We start from the raw sequence: 26,232 nt of genomic DNA on the forward strand, positions 1-26,232 counted from the left end.
ATACATATTACCCATAAATGAGAGATTGTCACTATATAAGTTCTTCTGTACTGGACCTTGAAGAGATCCAGGAGATCCTTGAAAAGAAGAAAACACTTTCCTTAAGCGATGAAGCTGTCCTGAATATTGAAAAGGCCAGAAAGTACCTGGATGATAAAATGAAGGAGAACAAAAACCCCATTTATGGTATAAATACAGGTTTTGGGTCTCTTTGTAATGTAAAGATATCGACAGAAAACCTTACCAAATTACAGGAAAACCTCGTAATGTCCCATGCTTGCGGTACGGGGGAAAAGATATCCCTGCGCATCGTACGGTTGATGCTGTTGCTTAAGATACAATCCCTCAGTTACGGCCACTCCGGGGTTTCCCTTGAAACCGTGAACAGGCTAATTGATTTTTATAATGAAGATGTTCTCCCGGTAGTTTATGCCCAGGGGTCTTTAGGAGCTTCAGGAGATCTTGCGCCATTAGCACATCTTTCCCTTCCTTTAATAGGCAAGGGAGAGATGTACCATGAGGACAAGATTGTGCCTTCTGAAGATATTTTGAAAAAATTCAACTGGTCCCCAATAAAATTGCAGTCCAAAGAAGGTCTCGCCCTTTTAAACGGTACACAATTCATGAGCGCCCACGGTATAGATTCTTTACTTAAAGCATACAAACTTTCATTATGGGCCGATGTGATAGGAGCGTTGTCTGTAGATGCCTATGACTGCAATATGTCCCCTTTTGACGAAATAGTGCATTTGGTAAGGCCTCATCGCGGGCAGGTGAAGACTGCTGAGCGTATAAGGAAAATCCTTACCGGTAGTGAGATCGCTAAACAGAGCAAACAAAATGTCCAGGATCCTTACTCCTTCAGGTGTATTCCCCAGGTGCACGGAGCCACAAAAGATACTATTGGTTTTGTTCATAAGGTTTTTAAAACCGAGATAAATTCGGTCACAGATAACCCCAATATTTTTGTGGAAGCAGACAAGATCATTTCCGGAGGAAATTTTCACGGACAACCGCTTGCACTGGCACTTGATTATATGGCTATCGCCATGGCCGAGCTGGGGAATATTTCAGAAAGAAGGATCTATCAACTGGTTTCGGGGTTACGGGGTCCGGCATTCCTTGTAGATGCTCCGGGGTTAAACAGTGGTTTTATGATCCCGCAATATACGGCTGCCAGTATAGTAAGTCAGAACAAGCAGTTATCAACTCCTGCCAGTGTAGATTCGATCGTCTCTTCGAATGGGCAGGAAGATCATGTTAGTATGGGTGCCAACGCGGCCACCAAATTGACAAAAGTGCTTGAAAATGTTTCGACCGTCCTGGGGATTGAGCTCTTTAATGCTTCACAGGCCCTGTTTTACCGCAGTCCGCATAAGACCTCACCCATGCTTGAAAAGATGGTAAAAGAATTTAGAAAGGATGTTCCTCTTGTGAGAGAGGATGTGGTAATGGCTCCTTTTATTCAGAAATCAAAAGAATTTCTGGAAACTTACCAGCTTGAGGAGTCAACTTTTGATTGATCCATCACGGCTTCTTTGATCCAGGATTTTGCCTCTTCCAGGTCATTAAAGATCTGGAAAGGGTTTTTGTTGGTATAGAATTTCTGTTCCAGCTGCGCGGTTTTACGTGCCAATTCACTTGTGGAAACCACTGCTATGGCCTTTAACTGCGGATGCTCTGCAGATTCCCGATAGACCATGGGGTCTACAGCATAAGAGTTCACGCGGTTTGAAATATATCCAAAATCTTCATTGTTAAAGATCTCTCCGGCTAATTCGAGGACTTTGCGGTTCTTAGGAACGTCAAGAAGGACGCCTTCATTACATTCAGTTACAATTAATTTGTCGTAGATCCTTATCGTTGCGAAGTCCAGTTCTAATAGGTTGATCATGTGTTGTAAGGGAATAGGGCGTGAAAATAGAATAATTTGTTGGCATCACGAAAAGGTTTGAAATAAAATATCCCTCAAAAAATGACTTTTTGAAGGATATTTTATTTTTGACCGGAAAATAAGGCTATTTCAATCCCCCTACCATATCTCCAGGTCTTACCCACTCGTCAAAATCTTCGGCGGTAACATACCCCAAGTTTACTGCTTCCTCTTTTAAAGTGGTTCCGTTCTTATGAGCAGTATTGGCAATTTCTGCCGCTTTGTAATAACCAATTTTAGTATTTAGTGCTGTCACCAGCATCAAAGAATTGTTGAGTAATTCCTGTATCCTTGGATGGTTAGGTTCAATACCCGCAGCACAGTGCTCATCAAAAGATGCGCAAGCATCTCCCAGTAATTGAGCACTCTGGAGGATGTTTGCAGCCATAACCGGTTTGAAAACATTCAGTTCAAAGTGACCCTGCATGCCGCCTACATTAATAGTAACATCATTGCCTATCACCTGGGTGCATACCATAGTGAGTGCTTCCACCTGGGTTGGGTTCACTTTACCGGGCATAATAGATGATCCCGGTTCATTCGCAGGAATATTGATCTCCCCAATTCCGCTGCGAGGTCCAGATGCCAGCATTCTGATGTCATTTGCGATCTTATTTAAAGATACCGCCAATGTCTTTAGTGCTCCATGGGTTTCCACAAAAGCATCATGAGCGGCAAGAGCCTCAAATTTATTAGGAGCAGAGATGAAAGGCAGCTCCGTAAATTTAGCTATGAATTCTGCTACTCTTTTAGAGTATCCTTTTGGAGTATTTAATCCGGTACCTACCGCCGTTCCTCCCAAAGCCAGTTCAGAAAGGTGGGGCAGGGTATTTTCAAGTGCGATAAGCCCATGGTCCAGTTGGGAAACATAACCACTGAATTCCTGGCCAAGGGTGAGAGGAGTGGCATCCATAAAATGTGTACGTCCAATCTTTACCACATCCTTAAATTCTTCCGATTTTTTCTTCAAGGTGTTGCGGAGTTGCTTAACTCCGGGAATGGTCACTTCTACGATCTTTTTATAAACCGCAATGTGCATTCCTGTAGGAAAAGTATCATTTGAAGATTGTGACTTATTCACATCATCATTGGGAGCAAGTGTTTTTTCACCTTCGCCAATGGTCTTTCCTGAAAGTTGGTGGGCACGGTTGGCAATAACCTCATTTACATTCATGTTGCTTTGGGTACCGCTCCCTGTCTGCCATATCACCAACGGGAATTGATCATCATGTTTCCCCTGTAGGATCTCATCACAAACCCTGGCAATAAGGTCGCGTTTATCAACTGTTAATGCTCCGAGTTCACAGTTGGTGAAAGCTGCTGCTTTCTTTAAGTAAGCAAAGCCATAAATGATTTCCAGGGGCATACTACCGGGAGCACCAATTTTGAAGTTATTCCTGGAACGTTCGGTTTGGGCACCCCAAAGTTTATCTGCAGGGACCTTAACATCCCCCATAGTATCTTTTTCTATTCTGTAGTCCATAATGGTTAATGATTTGTACAAATTTACATTTTCGGAAAAATTAAATGATCATAAATCCCACAAATTTAACGGCAGAAAAAGCTTAATCAGTAATTTTTCACGAATAAAGCGGGTGTTTAAAAATAAAATAAAAACTATTGTAAATACTTCACAGAGTTTCTATCTTTGGCAAAGATTCAAAAATCACGAAAATCATGTTTGAATTTGATCAATATCTGGGGTTCTTAGCCTTCATCATTATATTACTTATCGGGTTTTGGGTAATGTTGTTCTTAACTGCCATTATTCCTTATTGGATAGGAGGAGCGGTCAAAGAAATGATGGATGAACGTAAGGAAAAGAAACGCCTGGAGAAAGAAAAAGCATAAAAAGGAGGACTTGAAAAAGTCCTTTTTTTGTGCCTTTTCATAACGGGAATAAACGAAAAAGCCGTCTTTAAGACGGCTTTTTCAAGCTAACCAACAAACACTACCAATTAAAATTCTCCTTCCCCATCCATTTCCTCGTTTCCGTTCTCCTGACCTCTTTTCTTTTCTCTTTCATTTCTCTTTTGGTTGAAACGGTAAGTAAATGATAAGGTGATGCTTCTTTGTCTCCACTGAAACTCGCTGTCTCTAATAAATCTTTCGGTCACTGTGTAAGAATCTCTTTTGCGGGAATTTAGCAAATCTCTAACATTAAGGGTTAGAGAAGCTTTTTCATCGAATAATTCCTTGCTAAGTGCCATGTCAAGCATAAACAAACCTTGCGTTTCGGTTTGTGCTCCTTCTGAAGCTCCCCTATAAAAAGCATTTGTCTGCCAGTCGATCTTGGCCGGAAGTGTAACTTTTGAACTGAACCTTCCATACCAACTTGTATTTTTCGCACTGTAATCAACTCCGTTATAGTCTCCTTCGGTGTCAAATTGATAGAAGTTTACGCTTCCGTTCAATCGAAGCCACTTTGCGGGATTGTACAATACTCCGGCTTCTGCTCCAATACGGGTATTGGTTGCTAAATTGATCGGGATGGTCCTGATGACCTGAGTGTTGTCTTGAGCTGTGGAAATTTGTTCAACCCGTTCGAAAGAATCTGTTTCATATTGATAATAAACAGAGGATGTAAGGGTGAGTTTCTTCCATCTCCTCAAATAGCCAAGATCAAAGGCATCTGAATAGGCAGGTAGCAGATTGGGATTACCCTGGAAAATATTGGTTCTGCTGGCTCTTGAGGGAAATGGGTTGATGAACCAGCCACGTGGCCTGTTGATCCTCCTGTTGTAACCAAGGGTAATATTTTCCTGTTCCCCCAGTTCGTAAATAAGGTTTACGGTAGGGAACAAGCCAAGGTAATTATTGTCGAAATCTGTGTCAATAGGTATTTTAAATTCCTCCTGTAATTCTTCTTCGGTAAGATCTGAATCTATCTTGCCCTTCAACTGCGTGTTTTCAAGTCTTAATCCCAGTAGGAAGGAGAAGTCACCAAATTTATTTCCATATTGGGAATAAAGGGAATTCACATTTTCGGTATACGTGAAAATGTTAGATAGTGGATTTGTTTCAAGCTTGCCAGTAGACTCATTTTCAAGCAGGAGTTGATAGTCTGTGACTTCTTCTTCAAAATTGCCTCGATATCCTGCTTCAAACTGTGCATTTTCTCCAATAGGTCTTACATAATCTGCCTGGATAAGAAATTCGTTTTGGGATTCTTCCGTGAATGTTTGTTCCCGGGGGTAAAAAGGATCTTTATTGGTGTTATTTGAAACTACGACCTCATTAATATTCCCAATTTGTGTTTCCTCGTCTCTCTCATATTGAATATCGGCTGTCAATTGATGTCCGCTTTTGTTGAATTTATTGATGTAATTCAACGCAAACTGGTAACTGTTGTCATCTTCTATCTCGTTTTCTTTCCGAAGTGTTTCCAGTAATCCATCTTCCATATATTCACTGCTGCGATTGGTGGTAAGATCTTCATCTTCTCCATACCTGTAGAAACCGGTGGCAGTAACAGAAGACATATCTGTGATATAATATTCCACTCCCAGGCTGGTGTAGAAGTTCCGGTTAAGACGATCAATACTTCGGTCCTCAATAAGTCTTTCAGAAGTGGGATCTACCAGTTCCCCTGCCTCATTAGTGTACTCCAGATACCTTGTGTCTGAAAAAGCATTTCCGGGAGCGTCAAAATATCTGAATCCGGTGGTGTTGAATATGTTGAATTTATCGGTTCTAAGGTTGACATTAGCTGAAAGCCCAACCTGGTCTGGATGTCCTGCCCGTGCAGAAACAGATCCATTAAAGCCAAGGGTCTTTTCTTTCTTGAGTATGATGTTCAGAATACCTGCGGTACCTTCGGCGTCATATCTCGCGGAAGGAGAGGTGATAACTTCCACGCGCTCAATGGCATCTGCAGGAAGCTGGGAAAGTACATCGGTATTCCCAAAACCGGCCATGGCTGAAGGTTTTCCGTTGATAAGAATACGAACGTTTTCATTGCCGCGAAGGCTGATGCCTCCTTCAATATCTACAGAGACCGAGGGCACATTATTTAGCGCATCTGCGACCGTTCCCCCGGCAGTAGTGAGATCTTTTCCAATATTATAGATCTTCTTATCCAGTCTTACTTCTACCTGCGTTGTTTCTGCCGTCACTACAACCTCATCCAGTTCGCCTGCAGCCATTCCCAGTACAATGGTACCCATGTTCAGATCTGAATTTATCTGGCGGTCAGGGAAATTCCTGGGTTGAAAAGAAATGAATTCTATGTTGATGTTATAAATGCCTTGAGGCACTTCTATTTCAAAATTCCCCTGGGGGTCTGTGATCCCTCCTGTAAGTTTATCAGGATTGCGTGTGCTTTGAAAGGAAATGGTCGCGTATTCAAGCGGAATACCGCTTTCATCGGTAACCTTACCTGTGACGATGTGCTGTGCTTGTTCACGTTGGCCTTGTGCAAAGGTAGTGAGGGAGAGAAGAAATAAAAAAATAAAGGCACTGCTTATCAGATGCCATGGTTTTCTGGTGATCATACCTGGTTTTTGATCTTGGACACCAAAACCACCAAATGGTTTAAAAAATGATCAGCAAATTTTCACAAAAATCCTCAGTGCTTTCTGTTTTGTTTTCGGATACGTTCCTTAGAAAGGGCAATATAACGGTCATATTGAGGTTTGGTCAGGATATCCCTCATGTCTTTATATTCCAGTTCCTGGAGTCTGCGAAGACGCTCTGTTTTTGCCTCTTCCCGCATTTTAGACTGGATAAGGCGATCTTTTTTAATGGCGAATTCAATAATCTTCTTTTCCATTAGATCTGCCTGCTTATCAGAAAGGGCAAGTTCTTTCTGCCACATATTGGCGGTCTCACGCGCAGCCTCCTTTAAGTCCTTGTTTGGAGTTTGCTGTGTCATAGTCTGGGATATTGCAATGGCAGTCGTAAAAAAAGCTATTGAAAAAACAAGTATTAACTGATAGTTCTTGCTAAGGTTCATTTTAATGGTATTAAATTTATACCAAAGTAAAGAACAAAGCCTTTTCAGAGGGTTAATGCGGGGTTAAATCTGAAGGTCAGGATGTTAATTCAATAATGATGTGATCCTGGAAACAGGTCTTCCTACAACTGCAGTCTGACCTTTTACTACTATGGGACGTTGAATTAGCCGGGGATGCTCTATCATTACCTGTACCAGTTCTTCATCACTAAGGTCCCGGTTTTTATAATTTTCTTTCCATACTTTCTCATCGGTACGTACCAATTCAATTGGAGCCATGCTCAGTTTTTCAAGAAGATCTGTAAGTTCTTCTTCAGAAAGAGGTTCCTTTAAATATTCACGGACTTTAAAATCTTCGCCCGTTCCTTTTAAAAGTTCCAATCCTTCACGGGATTTGCTACAGCGTGGGTTGTGGTAAATGGTGATCATGGTTTTCTGGAGTTTGTTCTATGTTGTTTTTGGTTTTTATTCCCTCCGGCTTTTTTTGTTGTTGACCGTTCAGCCTATTTAAGATTCCTGTAAACGATTACTCTTCGACCTTTTGACCCATCATCATCAGAAAGGATTTCAGGAAACGGTCAATATCCCCATTCATCACAGCTTCGACATTTCCGGTCTCTTCTCCTGTTCTCACATCTTTGACCAGCTTATAGGGGTGCATCACGTAGTTCCTGATCTGGGAGCCCCATTCGATCTTCATTTTAGAATCTTCGATCTCTCTGCGCTGCGCCTGTTGCTTCTGTAATTCAATCTCGTATAACTGACTCTTAAGTAATTGCATAGCCTTTGTCTTGTTTTCCAGCTGGGAACGGGTTTCAGAATTTTCAATCACAATTCCGGAAGGTGCGTGTCTTAAACGAACTGCAGTTTCCACCTTGTTCACATTTTGTCCTCCTGCACCTGAAGATCGCATTGTTTCCCAGGAAATCTCTGAAGGATTTATTTCGATCTCAATAGTGTCATCTGCAAGAGGATAAACGTAAACAGAGGCAAAGGAGGTGTGCCTTTTTGCATTACTGTCAAAAGGTGAAATACGAACAAGTCTGTGAACCCCGTTTTCTCCTTTTAGCCAGCCAAAGGCATAATCTCCTTCAATTTCAAGGGTAACGGTTTTAATTCCCGCGACTTCCCCCGCCTGGTAGTTAAGTTCTTTTATTCTGAAGCCCGATTTTTCTGCCCACATCAAATACATGCGCATGAGCATCTCTGCCCAGTCACAACTTTCTGTACCCCCGGCACCTGCTGTGATCTGTAATACAGCGCTAAGACTATCCCCTTCTTCAGAAAGCATGTTCCTGAACTCCAGTTGCTCAATAAGATCAACAGATGATTTGTGGCGTTCCTCAACATCTTCGGCAGTGGCTTCCCCTTCTTTATAGAAGTCAAAGATCACCTCGAGGTCTTCCACGAGTGTGACAGCCTTCTCAAAATCATCTACCCATTTTTTTTCGGCATTGAGATTTTTAACAAGGACTTCGGCTTTTTTAGGGTCGTTCCAGAAATCAGGAGCAAGGGTCTTCTCCTGCAGGTTGGTTATTTCAATTTTTTTGGCATCAACGTCAAAGATACCTCCTTAACGCAACCAGGCGATCTTTGAGATCTTTTATAGTGTCTGTAGTGATCATTCTATGATTTTAGACAAAAATAGAATTAAAGCGCTTTCCTGAAAACTATTTTACCAATATTTTATAGTTTTAAGGTTCCTTAGAAAAGGTATTTCCGGTGGGTCCCTTAACTACTCCTTCCGCGGAAGAATTTAATATTATAAATATGAAAGAAATAGATCTTAGAAGTGATACGGTCACCAAACCAACTACTGGAATGTTGCAGGCGATCATGAGTGCAGAAGTAGGGGATGATGTGTATAAAGAAGACCCCTCTGTTAACCGGCTGGAAGAGAAACTTGCGAAAATGTTCGGAATGGACGAAGCCCTGTTCTTTCCCACCGGTAGTATGGCCAACCAGGCAGCCATTAAATTGCACACCCAGCCAGCAGAGCAGCTTATTTGCGATAAATGGGCACATGTGTACAACTATGAAGGAGGTGGCGCTTCGTTTAATAGTGGTGTTTCCTGTAAACTAATAGACGGGAACAGAGGGATGATCACTGCTGCGCAGGTTGAGGAGAATATTAATCCGCCCGACTTTTACCATAGTCCGTTGACTACCCTGGTATGTCTTGAAAACACTACCAACAAAGGGGGCGGTGCCTGTTATGACATGGAGGAGATAAAAAGGATCAGGAAAGTGTGCCAGAAACATAACCTGGGATTCCATCTGGATGGGGCTCGGCTGTTCAATGCTCTGGTGGCAAAGAATGAAGATCCCCGGGAATATGGAAAGTTGTTTGATACTATCTCAATCTGCCTCTCTAAAGGTTTGGGGACCCCCATGGGATCTGTCCTTATTGGGAATAAAAAGATCATGAAGAACGCCATGCGCGTGAGGAAGGTACTGGGCGGCGGAATGCGCCAGGTGGGCTATATGGCCGCTGCCGGGATCTATGCCCTTGATCACCAGGTAGAGCGACTTGCTGAAGATCATAGGAGGGCTTCGGAAATTGCTTCAGTTCTTCAGGGAATGGCTTATGTAGGAGAAGTGGAACCGGTGGAGACCAATATTGTAATCTTTTATCTGCAGGATCCTTCAGCTGAAGAAAAGTTTATGAAGCAGCTTCAAAAGAACAATATCAGGATAAGTAATATGGGACAAGGGAAGTTAAGGATCGTAACCCATTTGGATTATTCCGGAGAAATGCATCAAAAATTCCTGGAGGTCCTAAAAAATATAGGGAGTTAATAAAAATAAATACCCTTCAAAAATGTTTTTTTTGGAGGGTATTTATTCTTAAAACTTCAGGAAGTTGACGGTAAAAAGAGATGAGGTTATTTAATAAACCCAGATCGCAAATTTCAAATTTACCCGTTCAACATATCGTTCATCCCGGGAATGTCGGGCATTCCTTCCTTGGCAACAGCGGCCAGTTCGGCTTCATTGACCTCAGTAGCTTTTTTGATCGCCTTGTTCAGGGTCAACACCAGATAGTCTTCCAATTGCTCCTTATCTTCCAGGAGTTCATCGGCAATATTGATATTCTTTATCTCCCTGTCGGCAGTAATGGTAACCTTTAGCAGACCGTCGCTTGATTCTTCATCTATAAGTACGGTTTTAAGACGCTCCTTTGTCTCTTCAACTTTTTTCTGGGTCTCTTTGATCTTATTCATCATACCCATCATATCTCCAAACATATTTTCAATTTTTGATTGTTCTTACAAAACTACCAAAATTAGGTTTTATAATAGAAGTTGCCCCCCTAGTTTTAAGTTTTCTTTATTAGAAATCTTACCTTTGCGGAAGGTCCTTAATATGAAAAAATGAAAGTTGCCGATAAAGGAATTATTGCCCCTCAGGTAAAGAAATTACCGGTGGAACTTAAGATGCACGACGATGTTCGTATTGATAATTATTTCTGGTTACGGGAAAGGGATAACCCTGAAGTGGTAGATTATCTCACACGTGAAAATCTATATAATGATCAAATGACCGCTCACACCAAAGAGCTCCAGGAAAACCTTTTTCAGGAAATGAAAAGCCGCATTAAGGAAGATGATTCCTCTGTTCCTTATAAACTTCACGGCTATTGGTATATTACCAGGTATAAAAAAGGGAAAGATTATCCAATCTACTCACGAAAAAAAGAAACTTTAGACGCCCCCGAGGAAATCCTTTTCGATGTGAACGAAATGGCCAAAGGTTTTGATTATTATCAGCTTGGCGGATTAAATGTTAGTCCAGACAACAAACTGATCGCTTTTGCTGTTGACACGGTGAGCCGAAGGAAATACACCATCCAGATAAAAAATATTGAAACCGGGGAGATCCTTCCCCTTAAGATCGAGAATACTTCCGGTGGCTCCACCTGGGCAAATGACAATAAAACCCTTTTCTATGCCCGCAAGGATGAAGAAACCCTTAGGAGTGATAAGATCTATAAACATTGTTTAGGAACAGATCCTGAAGATGATGAACTGGTTTTCTATGAAGAGGACGAAACTTTTCATACCTACGTATATAAATCAAAGTCTGACAAATATGTGATCATAGGATCAAGTAGTACACTTACCTCTGAATACCGTTTTTTGGATGCAGATCATCCTGAAGGGGAGTTCAGAATTGTGCAACCCAGGATTAGGGGTATGGAATACAGTATCTCGCATTACGAAGACTTTTTCTATATACTTACCAATAAAGATGGTGCTACCAATTTTCGGCTTATGCTGGCTCCGGTGGAAGATCCGGGAGAAGATAACTGGGTAGATGTTTTACCTCATCGCAAGGAGGTACTGCTGGAAGATATTGATCTCTTCAAGGATTTTCTGGTGGTGAGTGAACGCCGGGATGGCCTGAACAAGATCAAGGTTATGAGATGGGATGGAACTGAATCCTACTACATTCCTTTTGATAATGAGACCTATACGGCCTTCACAGGCACCAACCCTGATTTTGATACAGAGATCCTTCGCTACACATACAATTCCCTTTCTACTCCTACACAGGTGGTAGATTTTAATATGAAGACACGGGAAAAAGATGTGAAGAAGGAACAACAAGTACTGGGCGATTTTAATAAAGAGAACTATATTTCAGACCGGATATGGGCAACTGCCCGGGACGGCTCAAAGATACCCATGACTTTGGTCCATAGAAAAGGCCTGAAAAGAGATGGCTCTAATCCTGTTCTGCAATATGCATACGGATCTTATGGGTCAACTATTGATCCTTATTTTTCGACAGTAAGGTTAAGCCTGCTCGACCGCGGATTTATATTTGTCATTGCTCACATAAGGGGTGGGGAATACCTGGGTAGAAAATGGTATGAGGATGGTAAACTACTTAAAAAGCTGAATACGTTCACAGATTTTGTGGATTGTTCCCAGCACCTTATCAACGAAAACTATACCTCTCCACAGCATCTTTATGCCAGCGGGGGGAGTGCCGGCGGACTATTAATGGGGGTGGTGGCAAATATTGCCCCGCACCTGTACAATGGGATCATCGCAACTGTGCCTTTCGTAGACGTGGTGACCACTATGCTTGATGAGAGCATTCCTCTTACGACCGGGGAATATGATGAATGGGGAAATCCAAACCTGAAGGAATTTTATCACTACATGAAATCCTATTCTCCATACGATAATGTGGTGGCGCAGGATTATCCTAATATTTTAGTTACTACGGGCTTACATGATTCACAGGTTCAATACTGGGAGCCTGCCAAATGGGTCGCAAAACTCAGAGAGTTGAAGACAGATAAGAACAAGCTGCTGTTCCACACCAACATGGAAGCTGGTCACGGAGGAGCTTCAGGTCGTTTTGAGGCGCTTAGAGAAGTGGCAGAAGAGTATGCATTTCTACTGGATTTAGAGGGAATTACCCGATAATTAAAATATTTGACTTAAATTTGTCTCGTTTTGTAGTCCTGTTTTTATACTTTCTAAAAGCCAGGATTACTGTAGATAACTTCAATTTATGAGAGAAGATTTACAGGTTTTTGATAACGTATTACAGCTAATCGGTAATACCCCCCTAATTCAGTTAAACCGGATCACCCAGGAATACCAAGGAGAATTTTTCGCGAAAGTAGAAGCATTCAATCCCGGCCATTCGACCAAAGACAGGATTGCCCTGTACATTATAGAAGAGGCCGAGAAAAAAGGTATTTTAAAACCGGGAGATACAATAATCGAAACTACATCGGGCAACACCGGCTTTAGTATAGCTATGGTGAGCATTATAAAAGGTTATGAATGTATCCTTGCCGTAAGTTCGAAGTCTTCAAAAGACAAGATCGATATGCTGCGTTCCATGGGTGCCAAGGTATATGTTTGCCCTGCTAACGTTACTGCAGATGACCCGCGCTCCTATTACCAGGTGGCAAAAAGAATGCATGACGAAATCAAAGGTTCTGTCTACATTAATCAGTATTTCAACGAGCTTAATATCGAAGCTCATTATAAGACCACGGGCCCTGAGATCTGGAAGCAGACTGAAGGAAAGATAACTCATCTTGTTGCCTGCAGCGGAACAGGAGGCACCATTTCGGGAACCGCAAAATATCTTAAAGAGCAGAATCCTTCCATTCGTGTCATTGGAATTGACGCCTATGGTTCGGTGCTTAAAAAATATCATGAAACCAAAGAATTCGATGCTGCGGAAATCTACCCTTACCGTATTGAAGGACTTGGAAAAAACCTTATTCCCACTGCAACAGATTTTGACATTATTGACCAGTTCGTAAAGGTTACAGATGAAGAGAGTGCCCATACCGCCCGTCAGCTTGCCAAAACCGAAGGTCTTTTTGTTGGTTACACCAGTGGTGCCGCTGTTCAGGGAGTCAAGCAACTCGCTGAAGAAGGGGAATTTGATAAGAACAGTAAGGTGGTAGTGATCTTCCCAGATCACGGTTCCCGCTATATGAGCAAGGTCTTTAGTGATGACTGGATGACTGAGCAGGGCTTCTTCGACAGCAAACACGAAAAAACCAGTAACAGGATTGAATTTATTAAATAAGATCGGGCAGCGATCCTGATCTTTCCGGTGCCACCTCTCAGTGGTTTTCCGAAAAGGAGATTTTTCTTAATATTTTATATTCCAGCAAGTTATCCTGAAACCTCCAAGCAGAGGGAGGAAGTGTTAAATATTCACGAACCATATGTTTTTCAGGGTTGTATGGGACAAGAAAATTATGCAGTTGCTATTAATTTCTTACTTTTGCTGTAAGTTAAAAAAACTATAAAATGGCAGATTTATTTGACAAAATATACAGGGATAAGGGACCGTTGGGAAAATGGGCAGAGCAGGCAGAAGGATACTTTGTATTCCCTAAGCTTGAAGGACCTATCTCTAACCGTATGAAGTTCCAGGGACAGGATGTGATCACCTGGAGTATTAATGACTACCTGGGGCTTGCCAATCACCCGGAAGTACGAAAAGTTGATGCCGAGGCAGCCGCAGAATACGGTTCTGCGTACCCTATGGGAGCAAGAATGATGAGTGGTCATACAGATATGCATGAAAAACTGCAGGATGAACTTGCTTCTTTTGTTAGTAAAGAAGCTGCCTATTTGCTTAATTTTGGTTATCAGGGAATGGTTTCCACCATTGACGCCCTGGTTTCTAAAAAAGATGTGATCGTATATGATGTGGATGCTCACGCCTGTATAATTGACGGGGTACGCTTGCACCTGGGTCAACGTTTTACCTTTAAGCACAATGATCTTGAGAGTATAGAAAAGAACCTGCAACGTGCTGAAAAGATAGTAGAGCAGACCGGAGGAGGGATCCTTGTGATCTCTGAAGGTGTTTTTGGAATGCGCGGAGAGCAGGGAAAACTGAAAGAAATAGTTGCCCTTAAAGAAAAATACGATTTCAGGTTATTTGTAGATGACGCTCATGGATTCGGAACTCTTGGAGCAACCGGTGCAGGAGCCGGTGAAGAACAAGGCGTACAGGACGGTATTGACGTATACTTCGCAACTTTTGCAAAATCACTGGCAAGCACGGGTGCGTTTATTGCAGCCGACCAGGAGATCATAGATTATCTAAAATATAATCTGCGCTCTCAAATGTTCGCCAAATCTCTTCAAATGCAACTCGTGATAGGAGCACTTAAGAGACTGGAGATGCTGAGGACTATGCCTGAACTTAAAGAAAAGCTTTGGGAGAATGTAAATGCACTTCAAAACGGTCTGAAAGAAAGAGGATTTGATATTGGTACTACCCAGAGTTGTGTGACCCCGGTTTATCTTAAAGGAAGTATACCGGAAGCTATGGCTCTTGTGAAAGACCTGAGGGAGAACCATGGGATATTCTGTTCTATTGTGGTCTATCCGGTAATTCCAAAAGGGTTGATCCTGCTTAGGCTTATTCCTACGGCTACACATACTCTTGAGGATGTAGAAGAGAGCCTTGCTGCCTTCTCTGCTATTAGGGAGCGCCTCGAAAATGGAACCTACAGAAGACTTTCTGCTGCAGTTGCTGCTGCTATGGAAAAATAATAAATCTTAATATATAATTTTAAAAATCCCCTGAAAAGGGGATTTTTTTATGTTCTGTTTTTTTAAACTGTAAGAAGTTTATAAAAAGTTTAATATAAAAAGAGAATCAGAATTGTAATTTATATAGATGAATATAAGTAGGTTAATTAAAATTTCAACAAATGAAAGACATAAAAGTGGCTGTGATCTATTATAGTTCCACAGGAACAAACTATCAAATGGCCCGGTGGGCACATGAAGCTGCAAAAGCAGCAGGGGTAAAGGAAGTTAGATTGAGAAAGGTCCGGGAACTGGCTCCACAGGAAGCCATCGCTGAAAACAAAGAATGGCAGAAGCATGTGGAGCATACAAAGGATGTTGAAGTAGCTTCCATGGATGATCTTGAGTGGGCCGATGCTTATATCTTTAGTGCCCCGACCCGCTATGGGAACCTTCCTTCCCAATTCCAGAGTTTTCTCGACATGACAGGTGGTTTGTGGTCAAGCGGTAAACTCGCCAATAAGGTAGTGAGCGGAATGACCAGTGCAAGTAATGATCATGGAGGCCAGGAATCCACCTTATTAACCCTTTACAAAACCATGCTCCACTGGGGTGCCATTGTTGCTGCTCCGGGATATACTCATGACACCATTTTTGGCGCCGGAGGTAACCCCTATGGAATAAGTGTTACTGCAGGTAAGGGGAGTTTGGGAAATGAAGTGAAAGAAGGCATTTTTCACCAGGTAAAAAGGACCATTGAAATTGCCGGATGGCTCAAAACCGGAAAAAACCTTTAACTAAACTTTAGAATAATAATTTTTAAGATTAAAATTTTATCTATACATTTGTACATACAATTAAAGTATATACATCAATGTCTTCAGAAATTCAATCTCTAAGCTTAGACCAGAAAATCCGAACCGGGGTCATAGAACTTATGGTTACCGGTAACTGGGTGCAGGAGCAGCTTTCTGAAGCTTTGAAACCGCATAATCTTTCTATTGCTCAATTTAATGTATTAAGGATCCTAAGAGGGCAGAAGGGGAAACCCGCTTCACTCTCATATGTAAGTGACAGGATGATCCATAAGATGAGCAATACCACCAGGCTGGTCGATAAGTTGCTTGAAAAGGGTTTAGTTGAAAGAATTGTTTGTCCCGAAAATAGAAGGAAAGTGGAGATCACTATTACTCAGGACGGATTGGACCTTTTAAAAATTGTTGACAAAGTGATTGATGAAGCACAAAATAACTTGTTGTCAAATCTGAACCAGGAAGAGATCGACCAATTGATCCTCCTTTTAAAGAAACTAAAAGAATAAAATTTTTGCGCTAATTGTTGTGCATACAAATGAAGTAGTTACAATTATTAATTTAAAACAATGAAAAAATGAAAAACAGAATTTTAACAGCAGCAGCACCGGTATTGATCTTAACCACTCTTTCCTTTACCAGCATCAAGAAAGAGGTAGACATTAAGGCAAGCACGGTTGAATGGACAGGTAAAAAGATAACTGGAGCTTCCCATACAGGAAATATACAGCTAAAGGAAGCTTACCTGAATCTTTCTGAGGAAGGAGAACTTATAGGTGGAGAATTCGTAATGAACATGAATTCAATTGTGGTGACAGACCTTACAGGGGAGTATAAAACCAAACTGGAAAACCATTTGAATGACGACGATTTCTTTGGCGTAAGCAAGTACCCTACGTCAAAACTTGTAATTACAGATGTTGAGCCTAAAGGCAATAACCTTTACGAAGTAACCGGAAACCTTACGATCAAAGGAAAAACCGAACCGGTCACTTTTGAAATGAAAGTAGAGGAGGGAAGTGCGACCGCTACAGTAAGTATTGACAGGACCAAGTATGGTATTCGTTATGGTTCAGGCAGCTTCTTTTCCAACCTTGGAGATAATACCATAAACAATAAATTTATGCTTGACGTGAACCTCAGGTTCTAGAAGACACCCGTTAGAAAGAGAGGTTGAAATTTTTTTCAGCCTCTTTTTTTTTATTCTTATAAGACCAGGTCTTCAAAAAGTCGCTGCAGTGTTTTATCCAGTTCGCCGCAAAGCCCGGGATGCGGACGGGAAGTCTGAATTACCGAACTTCTTACTGCTGTAAGCCACCTGAACCTCGAAGCGATATCCATTTGTGCAATGGGACCACCTTCTTTATCTCCCCGACAGATCTTCTCAAAGGATTCCAGGTTTTTTTCGAGTTGCTCAATGTCCAGTTCCTCAGAAAGTATCGCAAGTTTTGTTTTATCAAGTCGATAAAGAACCTTCAAATAATTTTCTTTTTTACAAAACAGCACAATCCCCACATTAAGGAATTCTTCTCTTTCCACCCGCGGCACTACACGAATTACTGAATATTCATATAAGCTTTTGTCTTGCATCCTGTGCTTCTTTTATAAAAATTTCTGAATGAGCCAATCTCGTGAGCAGGAATTCTATGTAAGCCTCTTTGATCTCCTCAGGGGTTTCATCTGTTTCCCGCCAATACAGCCAGTCTTCGGGAATAGCGTTTACAATTTGTCTTAATTTTTCTTCGGAAAGTATCTTCCTGAATTCATCATCCATCTGTTGGAGTCTGCCCGCCTGCGGAAGTAAAACGTGATCTTTGATGAGACTGAAAGGGCTTTTTGCATGCTTCTCCCGATTGCTCCAGGAATGGTGGAAATAAAAAGCTGCGCCATGGTCTATGAGCCACAGTTCCCTGTTCCAAATGAGCATATTGGTGTTCCTGAAGGTTCGGTCAACGTTGGTGATATACGCATCCAGCCACACGATCTTCGATGCTGAATCTTCATCTACTACAGTTACGGCAGGATCAAAAGTTATAGCACCCGATAAAAAATGGAGCCCTAAATTTAGCCCCTGGCTTCCCTGCAACAAATCCTGGATCTCTTCATCGGCCTCGGTTCTTCCAAAAGCCTCATCGAGATTGGCAAAAACCAGTTCAGGTACTTTTAAACCAAGTAATCTGGCGATCTCACCTCCCAGGAATTCTGCAATTAAAGCTTTTACTCCATGTCCGGCTCCCCTAAATTTCAGAACATACTTAAAATCATCGTCGGCTTCAGCCAGGGCGGGTAAAGAGCCACCCTCCCGCAACGGGGTGATGTATCGGGTAACGGTGACAGTCCTTAACTCGGGAAAATTACTCATTAGCAGGGTGTTCCTTTATGGTCAAAAGATTCTCAGGCAAAATTATAATTAATTTTATTACCGAAACCTATCATATTTCGATGGCTTTAAGCTTCGCTTCATAAGGAAAAGCAAAATCCTCTATACTTCTTCCTTCCAGCCACCCCCGGTGATCACTGCTTTTTAACATCACCGGCATTCTTTTCTTATTATTGTGGATTCGGCTCATCAATTCATTGGCTTCTGTAGTAAGTATGCTATATGAGGTGAGAGGTTCCCCCGATTGCGGATCCTTCCAGGTAGAATATATTCCGGCAAAAGCAAAAATATCAGATTCTGCCGAGGTTATGAGAAATTTCTGTTTTCGCTTCCCCTTCTCATCCAGCCACTGCCATTCATAATATCCATCAGCAATGACCAGGCATCGATTGTTAACAGCATCCCGGAAAGCGGGTTTTTCAGTCAGGGTTTCAATCTTGGCATTAAGTGTACTCTTTTTGATATGATCATTCTTTGCCCAAAAAGGAATGAGACCCCAATGCAAGAAAAGGATCTCCCCCGGGGAGTGATCGGCAATAACAGGGGTTCCCGAAAAATCGAAGCCATTGATCTCCTCCTGGGGGACATAAAGCTCAGGTTCTGTGAAACTGGCCTCAAAGGTCTTTTCAATATCTTCTATCCTGGAATTGAGTTTGGTGCGGTAACACATGTTTCAATTTTTATCTCAAATTAATGCTTTTACATAAACTTTGAAGATTCCGGGTTAATATAAAAAACAATTCCCGAAGGTTTGCTCCGGGAATTTATTTATTGGGCATGCTGGATCAACAACAACCTGAACCCGGGGCACAGCTATTTGCCTGCGGCTTCTCCAGGATTTCAAGAGGTTTCTCAGATGTACTTCCGGGTTTCTGAGCAAATACCGTAACACTGAAAATTCCGGTCTTGCCCGATTTAAATTCGGTGATCTCTTCCGTAGAAAGATATTTTTCAAGGATATTATCGGGGATTACGATAGGCTTCTCTTTTTGAAGGGAGATATTTTTAAAACCTGCCGTATTGATCGCATTAAGATATTCTTCTTTTTGGATCGCTCCTGAAACACACCCGGCATACATTTCTGCATCTTCCTGCAAGGCTTTTGGTAATTGCCCTAACAGTACAATATCTGAAATACTGAAATGTCCACCCGGCTTCAGTACCCTGAAGATCTCTTTGATCACCTGCGGTTTATCGGGGACCAGGTTCAGTACACAGTTGCTCACTACTACATCTGCAACATTATCTCCTACCGGCATGTCATCTATATCTCCTTCCCTGAATTCAACATTGTTGAATCCCAGCTTATCTGCATTCATCCTGGCTTTTTTGACCATGGCAGGAGTGAAGTCGATCCCTATTACCTTACCGGTTTCTCCTGTTTCATGACGGGCAATGAAACAGTCATTTCCGGCCCCCGAACCCAGGTCGATCACGGTGTCACCTTTCTTTATTTTAGCAAATTGGGTGGGAAGACCACAACCCAGGCCAAGATCAGCCTCTTGTGCATACCCCTGAAGGTTGGAATAATCGTCAATCATCATATTATACACTTTGGAAGAAGCATCGCCTGTACCACAACAGGAAGACTGGCCAGGGGCCTTATCCTGCAATGCGATCTCACTATATTTCTCCCTCACCAGAGCTTTAAGTTTTTCTGAATTTTTCATAATTATATTTTATTTAGATTCTCCAGCTTTCGTAAGTATGCTTTATTAATTTCTTCTTACTAACTATATTGCAATATTACGATGTTTAATTGATTTCCGGAAAATTTTATAATGAAAAAACATATCAGGATTAAAAAAAAACCTGCATACCATAAAGATATGCAGGTAACTAAAACTCTCTGTGTGCTATGAAGAATTCTAGGTTAGATTTTTGTCAGGTTAGTAAGCGTTTCTGCTTTTGCTGTTTCAGTGCTTGTGTCACAGCTGAAAACATATCTTTTTTCAATTTTTTATAGGTCTTGAGATAGTTATTAACGGCTTTCATAATGTCTTTATGCTCCCCGCGGTAAATACGACCTTCCTTAGGTTCGTCAACGTTATCGATCAAACGTTCAAGTCTGTTGGAATGGGATTTCACCTGCTGCTGCAAATTATTTAATTCCTCTCTGGAGTCTGAAAGTTCTTCAATTAGTTCTTTAATACGGGTGAACAGATGAGATTCGATAATGGGTATAGTGTATTCTCTGAGCATATCTTCAAAAAAACGTTGTTCATCCTGAACAAAATTCAATTCTGAATTCCATTGCTGGGATGAAAAATGCATCTCATCCGGGGTTTTCCACTCGATATATCTAAAAGTGGGTGTTTTTGCTTTCATTGTACATGATCTTTAAAGTTCAATATTCTTTGCTGGTCTTTCTCAAAAGTCCCGATGTGTTTGAGAACACTTTTAGTTTAAAAGTTTTAAATCTATCTATGAAATCAAGCACCCGCCGTTCAAGCTTAAAATGCTCATCGTGGTAAAAGATCTCACAGCTAATATCCTCACACTCCAGCATACCTTCAATATCATAATGATGATTGTGCACCTCCAGAGAAAGGTCCTGGTAATCTGACCTTAGGTTTTCAAGTTCTGAAGAATAGAGCTGTAGTTTTTCATACATGTTGAGGGAATTCTTTTGAAAGATATCTGCACTAAGGTACTGGTCGATAAAATGGGCTTCTTCAGCAGCATATGATAACAGGTCCTTCCAGGAATCATTCTGCTTTAAAAGCTCATCAATTTCCTTTTCATTTCCGGTAAACCTCCTTGTGACCGACCTTGGCATAACATGCTGTTTTTGATTGTATTAAGATAAGAAATTTTCAGGTTGAAAGGAAATGATATATGTCAAATTAATGAAATTAATTCAATTAATATTCTTCAGGAATTAACATAATTTCCAATCTGAAAAATAATTTTTCATCACTTGTTTTTTGAATATTAAAATAGCATACATTTGGCGCCTCAAACAATTAATAATTGACTAAAATGAAAAAATCATTTTTGACTTTTGCTGTTATCGCATTAGTACTAAGTTTCACTTCTTGTAAAGAAACTCCTGCTGAATCTACCGAAGAAACTTCTGTAGAGGTAATGGAGACTCCTGCTGAAACTACAATTGAAGAAGTTGAAACTCCTGCTGAAGAAATGGTAGATACCACGAACAACGGCGGTACAGTAGTAGAAGAAAACATCAATACTACTTCTGTAGAATAATTAAAAAATCTGCAGTTAGGGTACTGTGTACCTTTTTGGAAAGTCCGTAGCTTCGTCTACGGATTTTTTTTACCCGTCTCCCAGGGGTATCTCATAAGTTTCACCCAGCCATGGCAGATGAACAGGGTAATTAAAGACATCTTTGATCTTTAACCTTAGCACGTCCCGGGCCATATTTTCTCCATGTATCAGGAATACTTTCTCCGGAATGTTTTTGATCCCGCTCATCCAATCCAGCAAACCTTTTTGATCTGCATGGGCAGAAAGGCTATTCAGGATCATGATATTTGCCTTAACTTCGCAGTATTTCCCGAAGATCTTGATCTCGTTAGCGCCTTCCAGTAATAGTCTTCCCCGGGTTCCTTCAGCCTGATAACCGGCCAGAAGAACTGTCGTTTCCGGTTTGTCCAGATAATACCTCAGGTAGGTAAGAACCCTGCCACCAGTGACCATTCCGCTACCGGCGATAACCGCCTTGGGCCTGTTGTCATCAACGGTTTTCCAGGTATCCTTGTAGGAGGTTATTATATTAAAGAATTGTTGCATTGCCCTCAGTTCAGTAGGTGGTATCCTGTGCCAGCCTGGGAACTGTTCAAAAACCCCAAATACTTCATTACCCATAGGACTATCTATAAAGACGGGTAAAGGCGGTATTTTATTATGTTCGTAAAGTCTCCATATTCTGTACATGAGCGTCTGCAATCTTTCCACAGCAAAAGAGGGAATTATAAGAGTACCTTTTTTCTGAAGGGTCTCCATAATGGTATTGGCAAGAATGCTATCTGCATCTTCGTCGGGATGAAGCCGGTCACCGTAAGTGCTTTCCAGAAACAGGTAATCTGCCCATTCGGGAGTTTGAGGAGGTTCAAGAAGCAAATCTTCCTTCCTTCCTATATCTCCTGAGAAGACCAGGATCTTTCCGAAGATATCAAGTTCGATAAAAGTTGCACCCAAAATATGACCATTCTTCCGGAACCTGTACCTGATGTTTTTAGAAAGTTCATACCATTGGTCCACATCTGCCGGTCTTAACATTTCCATGGTTCTTTCTACATCTTCGACTGTATATAAGGGCTCTGCAGGTTCATGAATAGTGAATTCTTCTTTATTGGCTCTTTCCGCGTCTTCTTCCTGGATTTTGGCACTATCTCTCATGATGATTCCTGCAATGGCAAGGGTAGGAGATGTACCTGTTATAGTGCCTTTGAAGCCATGGGCTACCAGGCGTGGTAAATAGCCTGAATGGTCGAGGTGGCCGTGTGTGAGCAAAACCATATCAATATCAGTAGGTGGGAAACCGAATTTTTCCCAATTCAGAACGCGCAATTCCTTAAGTCCCTGAAAAAGTCCGCAGTCTACCAGGATGTTCATTTCCGGGGTTTCCAGCAGGAATTTAGATCCGGTAACGCTGCCCGCAGCACCCAGGAAATGTACTTTGATCGTTTTCATACCTACTCTTTAAGATTTACAAAGTTTTTCCATTTCAGTAAGGATCTTTTTCTTCCGGATATCTGAAACTCCCAGATGATCAAGATAGAATTTATCATTGATCAATTCCCGGCACAGCACCACATCCCGACTTAACAGGAACTGTTTTTCCCGCGCACTCAACAAGGTAGAAACTGTAATAGGGTATAACCCGGTCCTGTCTATCCTTTCCTTAAGGCTGTTACCTTTTGGAGAATCCCAGCTTAGCAGGTGGAGGTTTACACACTTTCCATACTTCGTTGCATCTGCCGTAAAACGTGTGTTGGTGACTACCCAGCCTTCGTTAAAGAATTCTTCAGGGTCCTTCTTTGCTTTAAAATAATTTTCAATATCCCTAAAACGGGAATGAATATATAATGGGATTTTTACATCGCAATATCTCCCGTGGTCTCCATGAAATTTACATTCAATGAATAATTTTTTATTTTGAATGGTAGCTATGACATCTATCTCATGAGGCACACAAATTCCCTGCACGATCTTGCCTACTTCGACATTATACCCGCTGTTTTCCAGGATGGCGGCCACAAAACGTTCAAAAGGATAACCCGTGGGGCCCAATTCATAAATGGCATTTTTGAGCTTATAACGGGAGGCAAACAGGGAATCTTTTTTTCTGAGTAGTTTAAAAGCCCTGTTATAGATCTCTTTTGTAGTGATCCCTTCATAAAGTTCAGACTTAATTACCGAAAGGATTTTCCTTATATCAGCCTCATCAGCACCCGATTTTCTAAGGGAATTTGCTACTTTATTGCTGGAAAACCTGGCTTTTTCCCCCGAAGCTGTTGTAATTATAAGGTCAGAAATATTCATTAAGATATAAGATTGATGAGAGGATCAAGGTTGGTGCAATACCAGCACAGGAACTTTGGAATAATGAGCCAGGTTCTTGTATAACGGATCAAATAAAAGGTTTTCCAGGAAACTGTGTTTTTTATTGATAAAAGCGACCATTTCACTTTCCCGGCTTTCTGTAAAGGAATAAACGCCCAGAGGTATACTTAAATGTTCAAGGGTGTGAAACGAGTGGGCTACTTTCTCCTCTTTTAGGTGATTTCGCAGGGCTCTCCTGTTCTGTTTTTGTTTTTCATTGAGTCCTCCTTCTTCACAAATATGCAGGATACGTATGGGAGCCCAGAATTTCAGGGATAGTCTTATAAGAAACTTGAGATCTTTAGGAGTAAGTTCTGCTTTAAAACTGTTGGCCAGAACGATCTCTTTCAGTGCGTGAAATTTAACATGAGCCGGCACAGCCAAAAGAGGGCATCTCCTAATCTCTTCCATTAAGTTTATGGTATTACTCCCGTAAACAACTTCTGTGTTACCAGTATGACCTTGAGTACCAATAATGATCAGTTCAATATTTTTTTTTCTTAGCTGTTCTTTTACTGCTGTTGTAAGAGATTTATTGGCTGCTTCAAACTCAAAGTTGTGATGACAATTTTCCGGGGATTCCTTCAGTTTTTCTACTTTTTTTTTCAATCTTGTTTCTACCTTCTTTTGCCCTTCCAGCAATGCTTCCTCTCCGGGTATGGGGGTTAATTTGCTTTCCTCGTCATAGCCGTCTACCCTGTAAGCATGTAATAAAATAAACGTGCAGACCTCTTTATGATATAATTGAAGTGCATAATTTATTGCATTTTCAGCATTTTTGGAGAAATCTGTGGGAAGAAGGATCCTTTTCATAACTGCCTTTTTTTACCTGAAGGGATGACCAGAAAAGGTACCTTGACATGGAAACCAATTTCATTCACCACCGGCCTGAAAAGTAAATTCTCAAAAAATGAATGTTTATTGTTGATCATCACCAACATATCTATCTCATTTTCCTCCTGAAAGTCATAAATGGCCTGAGGAACGCTTTTATCTGCAATACTGTAAAAATGATGACCGTTGTTCTTAAAAATTTTGCCCAGGGCTTTTTTCCTCTTTTCCTGCTCCTCGGTAAGGGCGGGTCCAAAATATACATGAAGGATATGGACGTTTGACTGGTAGGTGACCGCGAGCTCTTGGAGGACCTCCAGAAGCTCAGGTAGGTCTGCTTCATAATCTGTTGGCAGAAGGATCTCCTTAGGGGGTCGAAATTCATAATGGGAGGGAATGGCCAGCAAAGGGCATTTGGTTTTTTTTATGGCATGAATGGTATGGGTTCCAAAAAGGATCTCTTCTGCCCCGGTAGCTCCCTTGGTACCCATTACCACAAGGTCGATCTTCTTTTCTGCTACCTGTTCTTTTATCTCATCGCTAAGCATATTAAAAGAGGAGATTTTCTTGAATTGGTGCCTTTCATTAGGAAAATTCTTTTTTAGCTTTCTTAAAACCCGGTTTAATCCTTTTATTGAGTTGTTCTTATAGATCTCGGTAAGGGTTGGCTGGGTAGCACTGTATACCAGGTATTCATTGTCATACAGAATAGGGGTATAGGTGTTCAAAAGGTAAAAGGTGCATTCTTCCCCAGTAAAGAGTTGTACCGCATATTTTGCTGCATTATAGGCGTTTTCAGAAAAATCTGTGGGTAGTAAAATGTTTTTCATGGCCTTGCTGTTTTGGGTTGAACTATGGTTAATTCCGGTGAAAATTCTGCAGTACTAAGAAAGGGATCCTGGGGTGCAAACCAATCCTGTCAAGAGTTGACTTGTAAAGGACGTTCTCAAGGTAGCTGTGCCGGGAATTCACCAGGATGAGCATATCTATTTTCAGGTCTTCTATAGATTTTAAAATGGCTTTGGTTTTTTCCTGTTCATCTATCTGATGAAACTCAAGATCCACATCATAGAATTGCTCTTTAATGGCCAATTGGTTATCTTTTTGCCTGAAAGAATCAAGCGGAAACCGGGAAATGTATAACATGTGTATCTGTGTGCAAAATGAACGGGCCAGATCGCCGACCAGTTTTAACTCCCGCTTTTGATAAGGAAGCATGTAATTGGTGGGAAAAAGTATTCTTTTAGGATCTGAATAGGAATAATTCTCTGGAATACTTAAAACAGGGCATTGAACATATTTTATGATCTGAAGGGTATTGCTGCCAAAAGTCATCTTGCGATCATTGGTCTTGCCTCGTGTAGAAGTGATGATAATATCTGCGTTTTCACGATCCACAAGATCGTTCACTTCATCGACCAGAAGACCAAAAGCTGAAATAGATTGAAAACGGTGCCGGGGATTAGGGAAAAGATCCTGTATACGGTTGAGGATCTTTTCAAGTTCAAGATCTGAATTATTTCGGGTGGTTTCCTTGAATTCCTCCCTTAATTCATCAGTGAGGAAACCTTCGGTATTATATACCTCATCTGCATAGGCGTGAAGAATAAAGAAGTCACTCCTTTCATACTTAAAAAGTTCAGCAGCAAAAATCAGGGCATTGAAAGCATTCTCTGAAAAATCTGAAGGTATAACTATCTTTCTCATCTTCCGGG

Annotated in this window: 28 protein-coding genes; 10 read left to right on the top strand and 18 right to left on the bottom strand. The window is 41.3% G+C overall.

Annotation, left to right across the window (positions count from 1 at the left end; translation table 11 throughout):
* Window positions 1–17: 17 nt before the first annotated feature.
* Entirely contained in the window at window positions 18–1,523 is a 1,506-nt protein-coding gene (gene hutH / locus ACFSTG_RS13325; RefSeq protein WP_380753889.1) for a histidine ammonia-lyase, read from the top strand.
* Here hutH and ACFSTG_RS13330 read toward each other — a convergent pair.
* Together ACFSTG_RS13330 and fumC are read right to left on the bottom strand one after the other, a co-directional pair.
* Complete coding sequence (locus tag ACFSTG_RS13330) at window positions 1,493–1,894, bottom strand: STAS/SEC14 domain-containing protein (RefSeq protein WP_380753892.1); 402 nt, start codon at window positions 1,892–1,894, stop codon at window positions 1,493–1,495. The genes hutH and ACFSTG_RS13330 overlap by 31 nt on opposite strands.
* Window positions 1,895–2,018: 124 nt before the next feature.
* Window positions 2,019–3,416, bottom strand: coding sequence for a class II fumarate hydratase (gene fumC, locus ACFSTG_RS13335; protein ID WP_380753895.1), 1,398 nt, complete (start codon window positions 3,414–3,416; stop codon window positions 2,019–2,021).
* Between the two features lie 194 nt (window positions 3,417–3,610).
* Between fumC and ACFSTG_RS13340 the strand changes: the two genes are divergently transcribed.
* Entirely contained in the window at window positions 3,611–3,784 is a 174-nt protein-coding gene (locus ACFSTG_RS13340) for a hypothetical protein (RefSeq protein WP_380753898.1), read from the top strand.
* Window positions 3,785–3,891: 107 nt separating this feature from the next.
* Here the strand turns inward: ACFSTG_RS13340 and ACFSTG_RS13345 are convergent, their stop codons facing one another.
* The 4 genes from ACFSTG_RS13345 to prfB form a co-directional block, all read right to left on the bottom strand.
* On the bottom strand, window positions 3,892–6,426 hold the full coding sequence (locus ACFSTG_RS13345) for an outer membrane beta-barrel protein (protein WP_380753901.1): 2,535 nt from the start codon (window positions 6,424–6,426) through the stop codon (window positions 3,892–3,894).
* 74 nt (window positions 6,427–6,500) lie between these two features.
* Complete coding sequence (locus ACFSTG_RS13350) at window positions 6,501–6,887, bottom strand: hypothetical protein (RefSeq protein WP_380753904.1); 387 nt, start codon at window positions 6,885–6,887, stop codon at window positions 6,501–6,503.
* Window positions 6,888–6,971: 84 nt separating this feature from the next.
* Window positions 6,972–7,316, bottom strand: coding sequence for an arsenate reductase (glutaredoxin) (gene arsC / locus ACFSTG_RS13355; protein ID WP_380753907.1), 345 nt, complete (start codon window positions 7,314–7,316; stop codon window positions 6,972–6,974).
* 97 nt (window positions 7,317–7,413) lie between these two features.
* A protein-coding gene (prfB, locus tag ACFSTG_RS13360) for a peptide chain release factor 2 (RefSeq protein WP_380753910.1) occupies window positions 7,414–8,512 on the bottom strand; the annotation gives its coding sequence in 2 pieces (ribosomal slippage) (window positions 7,414–8,448 and window positions 8,450–8,512; 1,098 coding nt in all).
* A 145-nt stretch (window positions 8,513–8,657) separates the two neighbouring features.
* Between prfB and ACFSTG_RS13365 the strand changes: the two genes are divergently transcribed.
* The gene (locus ACFSTG_RS13365; RefSeq protein ID WP_380753913.1) at window positions 8,658–9,686 is read left to right on the top strand and encodes a threonine aldolase family protein; all 1,029 of its coding nucleotides are present in this window, start codon (window positions 8,658–8,660) and stop codon (window positions 9,684–9,686) included.
* Between the two features lie 119 nt (window positions 9,687–9,805).
* Here the strand turns inward: ACFSTG_RS13365 and ACFSTG_RS13370 are convergent, their stop codons facing one another.
* Window positions 9,806–10,135, bottom strand: coding sequence for a YbaB/EbfC family nucleoid-associated protein (locus tag ACFSTG_RS13370; RefSeq protein WP_380753916.1), 330 nt, complete (start codon window positions 10,133–10,135; stop codon window positions 9,806–9,808).
* A 126-nt stretch (window positions 10,136–10,261) separates the two neighbouring features.
* Between ACFSTG_RS13370 and ACFSTG_RS13375 the strand changes: the two genes are divergently transcribed.
* The 6 genes from ACFSTG_RS13375 to ACFSTG_RS13400 all read left to right on the top strand — a co-directional run bounded on the left by ACFSTG_RS13375 (window position 10,262) and on the right by ACFSTG_RS13400 (window position 16,885).
* Window positions 10,262–12,328, top strand: a complete 2,067-nt coding sequence (locus tag ACFSTG_RS13375; protein ID WP_380753919.1) for a S9 family peptidase — start codon at window positions 10,262–10,264, stop codon at window positions 12,326–12,328.
* Window positions 12,329–12,416: 88 nt separating this feature from the next.
* Complete coding sequence (locus ACFSTG_RS13380; protein WP_380753922.1) at window positions 12,417–13,457, top strand: PLP-dependent cysteine synthase family protein; 1,041 nt, start codon at window positions 12,417–12,419, stop codon at window positions 13,455–13,457.
* A gap of 227 nt (window positions 13,458–13,684) precedes the next feature.
* The gene (locus ACFSTG_RS13385; RefSeq protein ID WP_380753925.1) at window positions 13,685–14,944 is read left to right on the top strand and encodes an aminotransferase class I/II-fold pyridoxal phosphate-dependent enzyme; all 1,260 of its coding nucleotides are present in this window, start codon (window positions 13,685–13,687) and stop codon (window positions 14,942–14,944) included.
* Between the two features lie 161 nt (window positions 14,945–15,105).
* Window positions 15,106–15,720 (top strand): NAD(P)H:quinone oxidoreductase, encoded by a 615-nt coding sequence (wrbA, locus tag ACFSTG_RS13390; RefSeq protein WP_380753928.1) that lies wholly within the window; start codon window positions 15,106–15,108, stop codon window positions 15,718–15,720.
* 77 nt (window positions 15,721–15,797) lie between these two features.
* A complete protein-coding gene (locus ACFSTG_RS13395) occupies window positions 15,798–16,244 on the top strand; it encodes a MarR family winged helix-turn-helix transcriptional regulator (RefSeq protein ID WP_380753931.1) in 447 nt (148 codons plus the stop codon).
* A gap of 68 nt (window positions 16,245–16,312) precedes the next feature.
* Entirely contained in the window at window positions 16,313–16,885 is a 573-nt protein-coding gene (locus ACFSTG_RS13400) for a YceI family protein (protein WP_380753934.1), read from the top strand.
* Window positions 16,886–16,941: 56 nt separating this feature from the next.
* Here the strand turns inward: ACFSTG_RS13400 and ACFSTG_RS13405 are convergent, their stop codons facing one another.
* The 6 genes from ACFSTG_RS13405 to ACFSTG_RS13430 form a co-directional block, all read right to left on the bottom strand.
* On the bottom strand, window positions 16,942–17,325 hold the full coding sequence (locus ACFSTG_RS13405) for a DUF3037 domain-containing protein (protein ID WP_380753937.1): 384 nt from the start codon (window positions 17,323–17,325) through the stop codon (window positions 16,942–16,944).
* The gene (locus ACFSTG_RS13410) at window positions 17,303–18,097 is read right to left on the bottom strand and encodes a HipA family kinase (RefSeq protein WP_380753940.1); all 795 of its coding nucleotides are present in this window, start codon (window positions 18,095–18,097) and stop codon (window positions 17,303–17,305) included. Before ACFSTG_RS13410 ends, ACFSTG_RS13405 begins: the two co-directional genes overlap by 23 nt.
* Before the next feature lie 70 nt (window positions 18,098–18,167).
* Window positions 18,168–18,785 (bottom strand): SOS response-associated peptidase, encoded by a 618-nt coding sequence (locus ACFSTG_RS13415; RefSeq protein ID WP_380753943.1) that lies wholly within the window; start codon window positions 18,783–18,785, stop codon window positions 18,168–18,170.
* Between the two features lie 115 nt (window positions 18,786–18,900).
* Window positions 18,901–19,785 carry an arsenite methyltransferase gene (locus tag ACFSTG_RS13420; protein ID WP_380753946.1) on the bottom strand — a complete coding sequence of 295 codons (885 nt, stop codon included), beginning with the start codon at window positions 19,783–19,785 and terminating at the stop codon, window positions 18,901–18,903.
* Between the two features lie 214 nt (window positions 19,786–19,999).
* On the bottom strand, window positions 20,000–20,443 hold the full coding sequence (locus ACFSTG_RS13425; protein ID WP_380753949.1) for a hypothetical protein: 444 nt from the start codon (window positions 20,441–20,443) through the stop codon (window positions 20,000–20,002).
* A 19-nt stretch (window positions 20,444–20,462) separates the two neighbouring features.
* On the bottom strand, window positions 20,463–20,894 hold the full coding sequence (locus tag ACFSTG_RS13430) for a hypothetical protein (protein ID WP_380753952.1): 432 nt from the start codon (window positions 20,892–20,894) through the stop codon (window positions 20,463–20,465).
* A 203-nt stretch (window positions 20,895–21,097) separates the two neighbouring features.
* On the opposite strand from ACFSTG_RS13430, the gene ACFSTG_RS13435 reads away from it, so the two are divergent.
* The gene (locus ACFSTG_RS13435) at window positions 21,098–21,325 is read left to right on the top strand and encodes a hypothetical protein (RefSeq protein WP_380753955.1); all 228 of its coding nucleotides are present in this window, start codon (window positions 21,098–21,100) and stop codon (window positions 21,323–21,325) included.
* Between the two features lie 69 nt (window positions 21,326–21,394).
* On the opposite strand, the gene ACFSTG_RS13440 is transcribed toward ACFSTG_RS13435, so the two are convergent.
* Genes ACFSTG_RS13440 through ACFSTG_RS13460 form a run of 5 tightly spaced genes read right to left on the bottom strand, consistent with a single transcriptional unit; the run spans window position 21,395 to window position 26,224 of the window.
* Complete coding sequence (locus tag ACFSTG_RS13440; RefSeq protein ID WP_380753960.1) at window positions 21,395–22,774, bottom strand: MBL fold metallo-hydrolase RNA specificity domain-containing protein; 1,380 nt, start codon at window positions 22,772–22,774, stop codon at window positions 21,395–21,397.
* A 9-nt stretch (window positions 22,775–22,783) separates the two neighbouring features.
* A complete protein-coding gene (locus ACFSTG_RS13445) occupies window positions 22,784–23,626 on the bottom strand; it encodes a restriction endonuclease (RefSeq protein ID WP_380753964.1) in 843 nt (280 codons plus the stop codon).
* A gap of 24 nt (window positions 23,627–23,650) precedes the next feature.
* On the bottom strand, window positions 23,651–24,499 hold the full coding sequence (locus tag ACFSTG_RS13450; protein WP_380753970.1) for a universal stress protein: 849 nt from the start codon (window positions 24,497–24,499) through the stop codon (window positions 23,651–23,653).
* Window positions 24,496–25,347 (bottom strand): universal stress protein, encoded by an 852-nt coding sequence (locus tag ACFSTG_RS13455; RefSeq protein WP_380753976.1) that lies wholly within the window; start codon window positions 25,345–25,347, stop codon window positions 24,496–24,498. Before ACFSTG_RS13455 ends, ACFSTG_RS13450 begins: the two co-directional genes overlap by 4 nt.
* A 28-nt stretch (window positions 25,348–25,375) precedes the next feature.
* A complete protein-coding gene (locus ACFSTG_RS13460) occupies window positions 25,376–26,224 on the bottom strand; it encodes a universal stress protein (RefSeq protein WP_380753982.1) in 849 nt (282 codons plus the stop codon).
* Between the last annotated feature and the right edge of the window lie 8 nt (window positions 26,225–26,232).

Source organism: Salinimicrobium flavum, assembly GCF_042684505.1.
Classification (GTDB): Bacteria; Bacteroidota; Bacteroidia; order Flavobacteriales; family Flavobacteriaceae; genus Salinimicrobium; species Salinimicrobium flavum.

Excerpts from the sequence above, each read along its gene's own strand:
- ACFSTG_RS13350 (WP_380753904.1), bottom strand. The coding sequence starts at position 6,887 with ATGAACCTTAGCAAGAACTATCAGTTAATACTTGTTTTTTCAATAGCT.
- ACFSTG_RS13445 (WP_380753964.1), bottom strand. The coding sequence starts at position 23,626 with ATGAATATTTCTGACCTTATAATTACAACAGCTTCGGGGGAAAAAGCC.
- ACFSTG_RS13345 (WP_380753901.1), bottom strand. The coding sequence starts at position 6,426 with ATGATCACCAGAAAACCATGGCATCTGATAAGCAGTGCCTTTATTTTT.
- ACFSTG_RS13400 (WP_380753934.1), top strand. The coding sequence starts at position 16,313 with ATGAAAAACAGAATTTTAACAGCAGCAGCACCGGTATTGATCTTAACC.
- ACFSTG_RS13440 (WP_380753960.1), bottom strand. The coding sequence starts at position 22,774 with ATGAAAACGATCAAAGTACATTTCCTGGGTGCTGCGGGCAGCGTTACC.
- ACFSTG_RS13420 (WP_380753946.1), bottom strand. The coding sequence starts at position 19,785 with ATGAAAAATTCAGAAAAACTTAAAGCTCTGGTGAGGGAGAAATATAGT.
- ACFSTG_RS13370 (WP_380753916.1), bottom strand. The coding sequence starts at position 10,135 with ATGTTTGGAGATATGATGGGTATGATGAATAAGATCAAAGAGACCCAG.
- ACFSTG_RS13405 (WP_380753937.1), bottom strand. The coding sequence starts at position 17,325 with ATGCAAGACAAAAGCTTATATGAATATTCAGTAATTCGTGTAGTGCCG.
- ACFSTG_RS13375 (WP_380753919.1), top strand. The coding sequence starts at position 10,262 with ATGAAAGTTGCCGATAAAGGAATTATTGCCCCTCAGGTAAAGAAATTA.
- ACFSTG_RS13435 (WP_380753955.1), top strand. The coding sequence starts at position 21,098 with ATGAAAAAATCATTTTTGACTTTTGCTGTTATCGCATTAGTACTAAGT.
- ACFSTG_RS13380 (WP_380753922.1), top strand. The coding sequence starts at position 12,417 with ATGAGAGAAGATTTACAGGTTTTTGATAACGTATTACAGCTAATCGGT.
- arsC (WP_380753907.1), bottom strand. The coding sequence starts at position 7,316 with ATGATCACCATTTACCACAACCCACGCTGTAGCAAATCCCGTGAAGGA.
- ACFSTG_RS13460 (WP_380753982.1), bottom strand. The coding sequence starts at position 26,224 with ATGAGAAAGATAGTTATACCTTCAGATTTTTCAGAGAATGCTTTCAAT.
- ACFSTG_RS13455 (WP_380753976.1), bottom strand. The coding sequence starts at position 25,347 with ATGAAAAACATTTTACTACCCACAGATTTTTCTGAAAACGCCTATAAT.
- ACFSTG_RS13395 (WP_380753931.1), top strand. The coding sequence starts at position 15,798 with ATGTCTTCAGAAATTCAATCTCTAAGCTTAGACCAGAAAATCCGAACC.
- ACFSTG_RS13365 (WP_380753913.1), top strand. The coding sequence starts at position 8,658 with ATGAAAGAAATAGATCTTAGAAGTGATACGGTCACCAAACCAACTACT.
- hutH (WP_380753889.1), top strand. The coding sequence starts at position 18 with ATGAGAGATTGTCACTATATAAGTTCTTCTGTACTGGACCTTGAAGAG.
- ACFSTG_RS13410 (WP_380753940.1), bottom strand. The coding sequence starts at position 18,097 with ATGAGTAATTTTCCCGAGTTAAGGACTGTCACCGTTACCCGATACATC.
- ACFSTG_RS13425 (WP_380753949.1), bottom strand. The coding sequence starts at position 20,443 with ATGAAAGCAAAAACACCCACTTTTAGATATATCGAGTGGAAAACCCCG.
- fumC (WP_380753895.1), bottom strand. The coding sequence starts at position 3,416 with ATGGACTACAGAATAGAAAAAGATACTATGGGGGATGTTAAGGTCCCT.
- ACFSTG_RS13430 (WP_380753952.1), bottom strand. The coding sequence starts at position 20,894 with ATGCCAAGGTCGGTCACAAGGAGGTTTACCGGAAATGAAAAGGAAATT.
- ACFSTG_RS13385 (WP_380753925.1), top strand. The coding sequence starts at position 13,685 with ATGGCAGATTTATTTGACAAAATATACAGGGATAAGGGACCGTTGGGA.
- ACFSTG_RS13415 (WP_380753943.1), bottom strand. The coding sequence starts at position 18,785 with ATGTGTTACCGCACCAAACTCAATTCCAGGATAGAAGATATTGAAAAG.
- wrbA (WP_380753928.1), top strand. The coding sequence starts at position 15,106 with ATGAAAGACATAAAAGTGGCTGTGATCTATTATAGTTCCACAGGAACA.
- ACFSTG_RS13340 (WP_380753898.1), top strand. The coding sequence starts at position 3,611 with ATGTTTGAATTTGATCAATATCTGGGGTTCTTAGCCTTCATCATTATA.
- ACFSTG_RS13450 (WP_380753970.1), bottom strand. The coding sequence starts at position 24,499 with ATGAAAAGGATCCTTCTTCCCACAGATTTCTCCAAAAATGCTGAAAAT.
- ACFSTG_RS13330 (WP_380753892.1), bottom strand. The coding sequence starts at position 1,894 with ATGATCAACCTATTAGAACTGGACTTCGCAACGATAAGGATCTACGAC.